This window comes from Peribacillus sp. NPDC096447 (assembly GCF_044762725.1).
Taxonomy (GTDB): Bacteria; Bacillota; Bacilli; order Bacillales; family DSM-1321; genus Peribacillus.
This window is the reverse complement of record NZ_JBIWEV010000017.1, coordinates 21,797-29,484: the sequence shown is the minus strand read 5'-3', so window position 1 is coordinate 29,484 and position 7,688 is coordinate 21,797. Positions and strand designations below refer to the sequence as shown.

The window sequence follows — 7,688 nt, the reverse complement described above, 5'->3', positions numbered from 1 at the left end:
GTTTAAAAGTATAACTAAATAGCACAAAACTTTCCAAATACGGTTCATTGGAAGGTTATTTGGCATGCACAAATTTAGTATAGCATGAAATATTTAAGTTTTCATTGAAAAATGTTAACTAACTATTAGCTGGTTTAGTTTAAGTACAATCATTCACAAATTGATATCTATCCTTGGAATTTAATACAACAAAAAGGTTCTAGAACTAAAGCCTTTTATAGTTTAATTTACCTTTTAAATCCACCTTCTGAATGAATAATCTGACCTGTAATCCAATCTGCTTCATCGCTCACTAGAAATTTAATAGTTTTTGCAACATCTCTTGGTTTTCCTATTCTACCAAAAGGAAACATCGGTTTTAATTCATTTTTTATTTCCTCTGTCATCCACCCTGTATCAGTTGGACCTGGATTTAATGCATTAACCGTTATTCCTAAAGGGGCTAGTTCAGCCGACAATGTAATAGTTAGAGCATCAACTGCTCCTTTTGTTGTTGCATATGCTAATTCGCCAGGCATTGGTCCTTGAAACTGACCTGAAGTAATATTGACTATTCTTCCACCAGATTTCTTATCAAACCTTTGAGCAAATTTACTACTTAATAGTGTCGTTGCACGAACATTTACCATGTAATGTTTATCCAATTCTTCAGCAGTCAAATTAGAAAAATCGTTGTTAGTTGAGTATGCTGCGTTATTAATCAAGATATCAGGATAACCAAGTTTTTCAGAAACTTCATTTATAAGTTGTTCTGGTGCATCATAAGAAGTTAAATCCAACTCCATACATGATACCTTAACACCTTTTTTTATTAATTCTTCTTTTAATTTCATGGGCTCATCTGATTCAATGCTCCAAGGCATTTCTTTATCATATTCCGTCCAATAAGTAAAAAATATATGGTAACCCGTTTCAGCTAACTCCCTACAAATAGCAGCTCCAATCCCTTTCAGACGGCTTACACCTGTAATAATTGCAATTTTTCCTTTTAATTGGTTCATTATAATATTCCTCCATTCCAAAAAAAATTTAAGTCTTAATACTTCACTAACTTGCCCCGATAGTTACATAGAAAAAGCTGTCTTAAAAGACAGCTCCAATCTTCAGCTAAGCACCGGTTAGTTCATTAAGAAAAGCGATTCTTGAATAAATAATCGCTAACCTGAAAAATGATTATTTTGGTTATTGCTCTCATAAATTCTTGAACTACTTCCCCAAGGATGGTATCCGTCACCTATATAAGTGAATCCATATTTTTCATAGTATCCAATGTGGTCAGTACAAAGGAAAACTTTATTGAATCCTGCTTTTTCAGCATCAGCTTTAGCACGTATAAGTAGCTCTTTGCCTAAAGATCTACCACGGTAGCTATTTTCAATATAAAGGGCACATATCCAAGGCCATAAATCCATACGACTAATAAAATCATTGCTAATAAGACCTGCGCAGCCAATAATTTCGCCCGAATCCTCCATTAAATACCAAATAGGAAACGGACTTTCCGTTGTTATGCTGTGTGTAATACAGTCCTCATAGACTTTCATACTATTTTCGTTTGCCCATTTACACTGAAAATATTTAATTGCTTTTTCTTTATACTCTGGATGTTCTCTAACGCTAATAATTTGCATATGGCTTTCCCTTCGTAATCTTATTTTACATGAATTTTTTAGGACTGGAGAATCGCGCCATTTAGTGAAAGAAACTTCTTATTTCTTACAAGAAAACATTAAGAAAAGAGGAATTCTCATTCTTCGTTTATATTCACTTTCACTATTAATTTCCTCAGGTCTTGGTGTGCCTTCTCTCATATCTTCAATCATGAATCCAGCTTGTTTTAAAAGTTGGTAATATTCTTCAATTGTTCGATGATATTTAACAACCTTCTTATCGATCCAAGGTTCTATCCTTACGCCACTATTAAAATAATCGTCTACTATCCAATTAGTTTTTGAGGAAGAAGCCGCAGCGCTTTTGGTTGATGAGGTTAAAACAGGATGTTGAACACTAAATATAAATTTCCCGTTATCTGTTAGTGATTTATGAACTTCTTTAAACAAAACATTTAATTCCTCTAAATAATGAAGGGCTAACCGTGAAACAACAAGATCATAATTATCAGCTTCAAAATTCCACGTTTCCATTGAAGCGAGATGCACTTTTCCTTCTGTGCCATTCAGATTTTTAGTAGCTTCTCTTACCATATTTTCTGATCCTTCTATTCCATCAAATGAGATACACCCTTTTTGTAGAAGTTCATATCCAAATTTAGCGTCACCACAACCTAAATCTAACACCTTTTTTCCTTCTACTTTACCAATAAGTTCAAGCAATATAGGCTTTTCAATAAGATTGTTTGGACTTTCCTCACGATTTCTCCTGGTTATATAATTCTTAAAAAATTCATCATCGTTGTAAGCTGATGCACCCCTGTACTCCATTAAAGCCCCCCCAACAAATACCCACTCCAAGACGTATGAAATTAATCAATACTGTCTTTTTAGATTTCATAACTATACTCCACCTTGAACAGCAAACTTCCTAACGAATATCCCACTTCATTATAACAATTTTTCCCAAAAAAGCATGTATTCTTATTGAACTATCCTGCCCCGATAGTTTAAGTACTATCATTCACAATCTCAATAGAGTAGAACCTATTGAGACACATTCAAAGTACCTCTAAATTAGGCTATATAATGTCTCATAAGACTTGTATCAAAATGCTTATCGTTGTAAATGCGCATTTCCCTGACTCTCCCCCATGCCCATCAAGCCAAGAAAATAGGTCACCCCCAAAACGATAAATTGAGCTTATAAGTTACAAGAAAGTCCAAAATTCCATTCTGGGGGTACAACAAAACTTTAACTTGATGGCGATGTGGTAGGACCCCTAATTGCAAAAACTATACTTATCTATAAATTTTCATCTTACTAAAACTTCAACTTTATAATCTTCAACACCAATGTTTGATAGGTATTCTTCGAAATATTGTTGGACTTCTTTTTTATTCTTTGTATCATGTACCCCTTTTAGAAAATATGTCGTGTTCACCTACAAGTTATGTAAAGGTAACTTGACGTAAAGTTTACTTTACAATAAAATTGTATTGAAGAGAGGTGATGGTGGGATTGAAAAATAAAATGATGGAGTACAGAAAGAAATTTGGTTATTCGCAGGACAAATTGGCTGAAAATTTGGAAGTTTCTAGGCAGACTATCATTTCAATCGAGAAGGGAAAATATAACCCTTCATTACCACTTGCGTTTGAAATTGCTAAAATCTTCAATTCAAAAATTGAAGATTTATTTATCTACGAAGAGAAGGAGAATAAATGATCTAGAAAGGGGTCTTTTAAATGGACTATTCACAAAAAGCATTTTTTATTTTTGGGATTATGTTTTCTTTGTTGGGGGGATTCCTTGTTTTTGTTTCGATTATGGCTGGAGCAACACCAGTGTTTATGACTTATACGGTTATTGCGATGGCAATTATGTCTTTTTGCTTAAGTTACTTATATCCCCAATTTAAACAAAAAGATGAACGTATGAAATTAATTAGACAAAAGGGAATGTTTTATTCTTATTTTGCTTTGTTGTTTTATTATTTTGTGCTTTTAACAGTAATTCAATTTGATATTGTACAGATTACCGCAATACAAGTCCTTAATCTTTTAATTGCTTTAAATATTATAACAGTCTTTATATCTTGGGTTATTTTATCTAAGTTTTATTAAAACATTGAAAGTGGTGGGTATAAATGCAATGGTTTTTTCCATTTCTTATTTTCTTATTTGGATTTCTAGCGATGTACTTGTTAATAAGAAAAGACACTAATAAGAACAATTCACTTACAAAAAAAGGATTCATTAAATTAATTGTATCTATGGTCGTAGTTTTTGTTTTAGTAACTACATTTGTTGTCCTTTCAAATAATTGACCTTTTTCCACTAAAAGGTGCTTTTATGAAGCAACTAAAGCCTAACTTCTGTAACACCGAGAAATTAGGCTTATTTATAGAATTTCGTTAACGTTGTAGATCCGCATTTTCCTGACGCTACCCCATGCCCATCAAGCTAAGTTTAAACAATACCTTCAAAAATGAAAAAACGCTATGCTTATCGTAAGAAGTTTACGAGAAAGGATGGTGTTTTTTTATGAATCCTATCGTCTCCAGTGAACTGACACTTTTTGCGAAAGAATTACAACGCTTTCTATCTCCATTAGTCCTACAAGAAACGGCCAAACAGATGGGCTTTGTACAGCGATCTAGTAAGTATCAAGCAGCTGAACTCATCGCCCTTTGCGTTTGGCTCAGCCAAGAAGTCGCTAGTACATCACTTACACAATTATGTAGTCGTTTAGAGGCTTCGACGGGTATACTAATGAGCCCAGAAGGGTTGAATCAACGCTTTAATCCAGCAGCTGTCACATTCCTCCGAGAAGTCTTTACTTCGCTGTTAACACAAAAACTCTGTTTAAATCAATCACTTTCTTCAGACATGATTTCTACTTTCAAACGTATTCGGATTTTAGATGCGACTGTATTTCAGCTACCTGATTCCTTTGCTACAAATTATCAAGGCTCTGGAGGGAGTAGTAATACTGCAGGGGTGAAAATCCAATTGGAATACGATTTATTAAGTGGCCAATTTTTAAACGTACAACTAGGACCAGGAAAGAACAATGATAAAACATACGGTACAATTTGCCTTGAAACTGTTGAGAAAGGCGATTTATGCTTACGTGATCTTGGTTACTTTGATTTAGGAGACTTACAAGCCATTCATGATAAAGATGCTTACTATATCTCGAGATTAAAGCTTAATACACGTATTTATATCAAGAACCCTGAGCCAGAATTCTTCAACAATGGCACGATAAAAAAGCAAACAGAATACATCAAGCTTGATATGGCACAAATAATGTCCGGTCTAACCCCTGGTGAAACGATGGAAATCCCCGAGGCATACATTGGCCAAAATCAGAAGCTTCCAGCACGTGTTATTATCCATCGTTTAACCGATGATCAAACGCAAACACGCCTTATAAACCAAGCAATACGAGAAAAGAAGAAAGGCATTGTCATGAAGGAGAAAAGTAAGCACTTGATGGGGATGAATGTCTATATCACGAATTCATCGCCAGAAGAAGTTCCCACTGATTATGTCCATTCCCTCTATTCCCTGCGTTGGCAGATTGAGATTTTATTTAAAACATTGAAGTCATTCTTTGAAATCGATGAATGCAAAACAATCAAAAAAGAACGCCTAGAGTGCCATTTATACGGCCAACTTATTGGCATTCTCCTCTGTTCTTCTACCATGTTTCAAATGCGACAGCTTTTGCTTGAAAAGAAAAATCAGGAGTTGAGTGAATACAAAGCGATTTATATGATTAAAGATTACTTTCCGTTATTGTTTCAAGCAATAGCAATTGGTTCAGAACAGCTTTTGAAAATTCTTCATCGCCTTTTTCAGCTACTCAAAAAGAACGGTCGAAAATGCCATAGGTATAAGAAGATGACTGTCTTTGATATTCTAGGGGTTGTGTATCAAAAGACGGTGAAGGATAGACAAGCTGCCTAGCAAAAAATATCGCTTTTTTAAAGGTTTCTTTGACATGCCTAATTTCCCAGTACTGGGTAGTTTTGAATCAATATTATTTGGCTCTATTAATTTATGTTGTTAGCTTGATGGGCATGTGACTCTCCCCCTATAGGCGCGTTTATCATCTTCTCTTTCCTCTTATGTTAACTAATATCCTTTATGTTACTTTCGTTCGTGACCTTGATCCATTAGAAAAGGGCCATTTTTACATTGGCCCTTTTCTAATTAATGCTTTATTCATTCATCCTTTTCTTATCTTTACTAGTAATGATGATTTCGTACGGATCGTCCTTTACTTTTTGCCAGATTTCCTCTGAATGGATGAAGTCTTCAATCATGATGTTAAGCTCCTTTGCTAGGTCAGCTGTTTTCAAATCAGTGCTTGGCAGATTCATGCGAATTTCAATCTGCATTTTTTCCCCGTCAATGCTTTTGTAACCAACACTGGAAACATAATATTTTTTATAGGTCATGAATTCATGTCCAATTCCCGTAACCGCATCAGACCAACGGCTGTAATGCTCTCTTTTAGCTAGATTAAAGGTTTTAGTTTTAACTTTAAAGGAATTATTCCCAGCAGTTTTTAATGCATCTTCCACTGCTTTTTGAATTTCAGCAATCATCTCTTTGCTTTCAGTATTAGGGAATTCAAGTTCAATAGTTTCTGGGCTAGCCGATAAAGCATTTTCATATCCGTATGATTTCAGAACGGGATTAACAATTTCGAAAGCCTCGGTAATTTCCTTTTCCCTTTGTGCCTCCCTTTTATTCTGAGGGGGTTCAGCAACAAATTTCATTACCTTAACTGAAAAGTCCTCTATCGTTTTTCCTTTATATGGTTCTCCATGCATAATTTTAAATGCTACCTTTTTGATTGTAGGCCTCATTTTCTTTATCTTTTCCTCAGGAGTATCGACGAAAATCCAGACTTCTCCTTCGCTTCCCCCCACGATCAGTGTTACTTCTTTCACTGGGTAGCCTTCTTTTTTCAATTCCTTTTTAATTGAGACATCAAGGCTTTCATCATGTCGATTATAAATTTCACTTAGTGGCGGGATTTTTGCGATCATTTTTGCCATCGTCGGTGATACGAATCCCGACCCCATAAATAGAACCAAACTAGCTGCTGCTGCAATCGTGAAGGCGGCAATCTTTTTACCAAAAGACCATTGCTTTCTCATACTCCGTTGAAAATGAGCCCATTCCTGATTCACTTGTTCTATTCTACTTTCAGCAAACTCTCCATCCCTATACCTTTTAGGAAGTTCCTTTGTAAACCTCTCGAGAGATATTGGGATTTGGAGCTGTTCCTCCAATGTCTGCTTACCTTCTTCCTTATATCCCATATGATTTAGCCTCCAGCAGATATTTATCGTTCTTTTGCATTATTTCTCCGAGTTTTTTTCTTCCCCGCGCCAGCCTCGTTTTGACCGTGTTACTATTTTCACCCAGAATGAGACTTATCTCTTTAATTGGCAGATCTTCATAGTAATGAAGTAGAATGGGAACGCTTTGTTCTTTTGGAAGGTTCAAAATCAAATTAAGCATTTCCTTCATCGTTTCATTTTGAATTGCGCGGTTCTGGGCAGATTCCGAAACCATTTTCACTATTACTTCTGGGTGTTCTTCAATAGTAGAAGAATGAATACGAGTGCTTTTACGGTAAATATCAATAGCTCGAAAATATACAAGCCGATAAAACCAAGCCTTAAACTTTTGGATATTTTTATTTTTTATAATGCTAATGTAACAATCTTCAAGTGCATTTTGCACCGCATCTTCAGCAAGATCCTTTGAACGGAGAATCAGGAAAGCCGTTTTATAGGCAGACGGCAATACTTCCTCCACGAGCAGACTGAATGCCTCCCCATCTCCTTTACGGATGCGATCCATTAAATTTTGTTCATTATTCAAGTGAGGGTCCCCTCTCTATAATGTGTTCAATAGTATGTCGTTTTTCAGGATATGTTTGGTTTCACTTTTTATAAAAAAAGTTGCAGACGCAGGTTTTATTAGAGGTCCTACCAATGGCGGTACCCCTATATGTAATTGGAAAATTATCCATGATTATTAAACTAA

General features: G+C 35.3%; 9 protein-coding genes. 4 read left to right on the top strand and 5 right to left on the bottom strand.

Annotation, left to right across the window (positions count from 1 at the left end):
* Positions 1–227 precede the first annotated feature (227 nt).
* The 3 genes from ACIQZD_RS25775 to ACIQZD_RS25765 form a co-directional block, all read right to left on the bottom strand.
* Positions 228–1,001, bottom strand: a complete 774-nt coding sequence (locus ACIQZD_RS25775; protein ID WP_379164738.1) for an SDR family oxidoreductase — start codon at positions 999–1,001, stop codon at positions 228–230.
* A 156-nt stretch (positions 1,002–1,157) separates the two neighbouring features.
* On the bottom strand, positions 1,158–1,631 hold the full coding sequence (locus tag ACIQZD_RS25770; RefSeq protein ID WP_214805620.1) for a GNAT family N-acetyltransferase: 474 nt from the start codon (positions 1,629–1,631) through the stop codon (positions 1,158–1,160).
* A gap of 78 nt (positions 1,632–1,709) precedes the next feature.
* Complete coding sequence (locus ACIQZD_RS25765) at positions 1,710–2,441, bottom strand: class I SAM-dependent DNA methyltransferase (protein ID WP_379164740.1); 732 nt, start codon at positions 2,439–2,441, stop codon at positions 1,710–1,712.
* A gap of 691 nt (positions 2,442–3,132) precedes the next feature.
* Here ACIQZD_RS25765 and ACIQZD_RS25760 point away from each other — a divergent pair.
* From ACIQZD_RS25760 to ACIQZD_RS25745, 4 genes are all read left to right on the top strand, one after another.
* Positions 3,133–3,339, top strand: coding sequence for a helix-turn-helix transcriptional regulator (locus tag ACIQZD_RS25760; RefSeq protein ID WP_402907621.1), 207 nt, complete (start codon positions 3,133–3,135; stop codon positions 3,337–3,339).
* Between the two features lie 20 nt (positions 3,340–3,359).
* The gene (locus ACIQZD_RS25755; RefSeq protein WP_402907618.1) at positions 3,360–3,737 is read left to right on the top strand and encodes a permease; all 378 of its coding nucleotides are present in this window, start codon (positions 3,360–3,362) and stop codon (positions 3,735–3,737) included.
* Positions 3,738–3,760: 23 nt separating this feature from the next.
* Positions 3,761–3,940, top strand: coding sequence for a DUF3976 domain-containing protein (locus ACIQZD_RS25750; protein WP_402907615.1), 180 nt, complete (start codon positions 3,761–3,763; stop codon positions 3,938–3,940).
* A gap of 217 nt (positions 3,941–4,157) precedes the next feature.
* Entirely contained in the window at positions 4,158–5,588 is a 1,431-nt protein-coding gene (locus ACIQZD_RS25745; protein ID WP_402907612.1) for an IS4 family transposase, read from the top strand.
* A 254-nt stretch (positions 5,589–5,842) separates the two neighbouring features.
* On the opposite strand, the gene ACIQZD_RS25740 is transcribed toward ACIQZD_RS25745, so the two are convergent.
* Together ACIQZD_RS25740 and ACIQZD_RS25735 are read right to left on the bottom strand one after the other, a co-directional pair.
* Positions 5,843–6,955 carry a DUF4179 domain-containing protein gene (locus ACIQZD_RS25740; RefSeq protein WP_402907609.1) on the bottom strand — a complete coding sequence of 371 codons (1,113 nt, stop codon included), beginning with the start codon at positions 6,953–6,955 and terminating at the stop codon, positions 5,843–5,845.
* Positions 6,945–7,523, bottom strand: a complete 579-nt coding sequence (locus ACIQZD_RS25735) for an RNA polymerase sigma factor (RefSeq protein WP_402907606.1) — start codon at positions 7,521–7,523, stop codon at positions 6,945–6,947. Before ACIQZD_RS25735 ends, ACIQZD_RS25740 begins: the two co-directional genes overlap by 11 nt.
* Positions 7,524–7,688 lie beyond the last annotated feature (165 nt).

Excerpts from the sequence above, each read along its gene's own strand:
- ACIQZD_RS25750 (WP_402907615.1), top strand. The coding sequence starts at position 3,761 with ATGCAATGGTTTTTTCCATTTCTTATTTTCTTATTTGGATTTCTAGCG.
- ACIQZD_RS25765 (WP_379164740.1), bottom strand. The coding sequence starts at position 2,441 with ATGGAGTACAGGGGTGCATCAGCTTACAACGATGATGAATTTTTTAAG.
- ACIQZD_RS25775 (WP_379164738.1), bottom strand. The coding sequence starts at position 1,001 with ATGAACCAATTAAAAGGAAAAATTGCAATTATTACAGGTGTAAGCCGT.
- ACIQZD_RS25755 (WP_402907618.1), top strand. The coding sequence starts at position 3,360 with ATGGACTATTCACAAAAAGCATTTTTTATTTTTGGGATTATGTTTTCT.
- ACIQZD_RS25770 (WP_214805620.1), bottom strand. The coding sequence starts at position 1,631 with ATGCAAATTATTAGCGTTAGAGAACATCCAGAGTATAAAGAAAAAGCA.
- ACIQZD_RS25740 (WP_402907609.1), bottom strand. The coding sequence starts at position 6,955 with ATGGGATATAAGGAAGAAGGTAAGCAGACATTGGAGGAACAGCTCCAA.
- ACIQZD_RS25745 (WP_402907612.1), top strand. The coding sequence starts at position 4,158 with ATGAATCCTATCGTCTCCAGTGAACTGACACTTTTTGCGAAAGAATTA.